The organism is Rhizobacter sp. (assembly GCF_031412075.1).
Taxonomy (GTDB): Bacteria; Pseudomonadota; Gammaproteobacteria; order Burkholderiales; family Burkholderiaceae_C; genus Rhizobacter.
Genome location: NZ_JANOCG010000457.1, coordinates 1 through 2,733, shown reverse-complemented (window position 1 = coordinate 2,733; position 2,733 = coordinate 1). Strand labels below are relative to the sequence as shown.

Genomic DNA, 2,733 nt, shown 5'->3' with positions numbered 1-2,733 from the left:
GTCACACTCGACGTCACCGACCACGACAGCATCAAGGCCGCCGTGGCGCACGCCGAGACCGAGATGGGCACGATCGACATCCTGGTCAACAACTCTGGCGTGAGCACCACACAAAAGCTCACCGACGTGACGCCGGAAGATTACGACTACATCATGGACACCAACACCAAGGGCGCCTTCTTCGTGGCGCAAGAGGTGGGCAAGCGCATGCTGGCGCGGGCCAAGGGCGCGGCACCGGGCACCTTCACCGGCGGGCGCATCGTCAACATCGCGTCGATGGCGGGCCTGAAGGTGCTGGGCCAGATCGGCGTGTACTGCATGAGCAAGGCCGCGGTGGTGCACATGACGCGCGCCATGGCGCTGGAGTGGGGCAAGTACGGCATCAACGTCAACGCCATCTGCCCCGGCTACATCGACACCGAGATCAACCACCATCACTGGAAGACCGAGCAGGGCCAGAAGCTCATCAACATGCTGCCGCGCAAGCGCATCGGTCAGCCGCAAGATCTTGACGTGGTGCTGATGATGTTGTGCTCCAACGAGAGCCACTTCGTGAACGGTGCTGTCATTCAGGCAGACGACGGTTTTTCCGTCTGATGCAAGCCACCGTTCGGGCTGAGCCTGTATTCCCGATCGTCCTGAGCTTGTCGAAGGGAGCCAGCGTGTCGTACGGAGCGGGCACTTCGACAGGCTCAGTGCGAACGGACCTTGGAGCCGCGCGAAGCATAAGAACGGCCGAGCAAGATGCGTGAACTCTCCCTGCTTGAAGCACGCGTTCTCGGCGTGCTGATCGAGAAGGCGCACACCGTGCCCGACAGCTACCCGCTGTCACTCAATTCGCTGGTGTCGGGCTGCAACCAGAAGACCACGCGTGACCCGGTGATGAACGCCACCGAGGCCGAGGTGCAGGTGGCGGCCGATTCGCTGAAAGCCTTGCACCTCGTCTTCGAGTCGAGCGGCTCGCGCGTCACCCGCTACGAGCACAACATGGCCCGCGCGATGGCGCTGCCGTCGCAAAGCGTGGCGGTTCTTGCGGTGTTGATGCTGCGTGGCCCGCAGACCAGCTCGGAGCTGCGCGCCAACTGCGACCGCCTGCACCGCTTCGCCGATGTGTCGTCGGTCGAGGCCTTTCTCGATGAGCTGGCGGCACGCACGCAAGAAAGAGGCGGCCCGCTGGTTTTGAAACTGCCGCGCGCGCCCGGTGCCCGCGAAGCGCGCTGGACGCACCTGCTGTGCGGCGCAGTCGATGTGTCGGCCATGCCGGTGGCGGCGCAGTCGGAAGACTTCGTGGCGGCCAGCGAGCTCGCATCGCTCAAGTCGCAGCAACTCAGCATGCAGCGCGAGCTCGAAGAGCTGCGCGCCCTGGTCGATAAACTGTATTCAGAGCTGGGTGTGAACAAAACCTGAGGCAGAGACGATGCGCATTGAGATACCCGACGACAAACGCCTGGTTCACGAGATGCGCATCGCCATACGCTGGGGCGACATGGACGCGATGGGCCATGTCAACAACGTCAGCTACTTCCGGTACTTGGAGACCGCGCGCATCGAGTGGCTCAACGGCGCGGGCTTCCAGCCCGACCCGAGCGGCGAGGGCTTCGTGATCATCAACGCCTTCTGCAACTTCCTGATCCAGCTCGAGTACCCGGGCGAGATCGTGGCCAAGACCTACGCCGCCAACCTCGGGCGCAGCAGCTTCGACAGCTTCACCACCATGGAGCGTGCCGACCAGCCTGGCGTGATCAGCGCGGCAGGTGGCGCCACCATCGTGTGGGTGAATTTCCCTCAGCAGAAGTCGATGCCGTTCCCGGCTCGGCTTCGTGAGCTCATCGCCTGATTGGCCATGAACGGGGTGCGCGCCTGGCTGTGCGTGCTGCTGCTGGCGTGGGCGGGTGCGGCACCGGCACAAGGTGTGGAGCTGTCGACTGCGGAACGCGCCTGGGTGCAGGCCAACCCGGTGTTGCGCCTGGGTGTCGCGCGCGAGTACCCGCCTTACTACTTTGCGCCCGCCGAGCCGGCGCGCCCGCACGGTTTCATCATCGAGATGATCGACCTGTGGGGCGAGCGTGTGGGCATGAAGGTCGACATCCGCCGTTTCAACAACAACGACGACGCCGTGCGCGCCTTGCAGGCCGGGCAGATCGACATCCTGCCTTGGGCCTTGCCACAACCCGGCAATGCACTGCTCACGCTGCCGGTGTTTGCCGGCAACCAGGTGCTGGTGGCGCGGCGTGACCTGCCCGACATCTCGACCACCGACAACTTTGGCCAATACCGGGTGGCCGTGGTCGAGGGCACACCGGCCGCGGCCTTGTTGGCTGCGCGCTTTCCACAAGCCAAGGTGACGCTGTTTGCCGGCCCCGAGCAGGCCTTGCGCGCGGTGGCCTCGGGCTCGGCCGATCTGTTCGTGGGTTATCAGCAGGTGGTGGTCTATCACGTCGAAAAACAGCTGCTGGCCAACCTGGTGATCCGCCGCAACCTGGGGCCCGGCAATGTGCCCATCGGCCCCACGGTGCGGCGCGACGCGGCCCCATTGCGCGCCGTGCTCGCACATGCCATCGACTCGGTGACTGCCGCCGACCGCTCGGCCCTGGCCGCGCGCTGGCTGCCTGCCAGCACGCTGACGGCGCTGACCGGCGAGATGGCGCCGCTCACACCGGCCGAGCGCGATTGGGTGGAGCGCTTTGGCCGCATCCGCGTGGGTTTCGATGCGAACTTTTCGCCGATCACCAG

Annotated in this window: 4 protein-coding genes; all 4 read left to right on the top strand. The window is 65.2% G+C overall.

Annotated elements, in window-relative coordinates; all coding sequences use genetic code 11:
• A partial coding sequence (locus RMO40_RS17430) for an SDR family oxidoreductase (protein WP_309724160.1) occupies positions 1-597 on the top strand: 597 nt, incomplete at its 5' end.
• A gap of 147 nt (positions 598-744) precedes the next feature.
• A complete protein-coding gene (locus tag RMO40_RS17425; protein ID WP_309724158.1) occupies positions 745-1,407 on the top strand; it encodes a DUF480 domain-containing protein in 663 nt (220 codons plus the stop codon).
• A 10-nt stretch (positions 1,408-1,417) separates the two neighbouring features.
• Complete coding sequence (locus RMO40_RS17420; protein WP_309724153.1) at positions 1,418-1,837, top strand: thioesterase family protein; 420 nt, start codon at positions 1,418-1,420, stop codon at positions 1,835-1,837.
• Positions 1,838-1,843: 6 nt separating this feature from the next.
• Positions 1,844-2,733: transporter substrate-binding domain-containing protein (locus RMO40_RS17415; RefSeq protein WP_309724151.1), on the top strand; the 890-nt coding region annotated here is incomplete at its 3' end.

What these genes read in the sequence shown, in the direction of transcription:
- RMO40_RS17420 (WP_309724153.1), top strand. Translation starts at nt 1,418, where the DNA reads ATGCGCATTGAGATACCCGACGACAAACGCCTGGTTCACGAGATGCGC.
- RMO40_RS17425 (WP_309724158.1), top strand. Translation starts at nt 745, where the DNA reads ATGCGTGAACTCTCCCTGCTTGAAGCACGCGTTCTCGGCGTGCTGATC.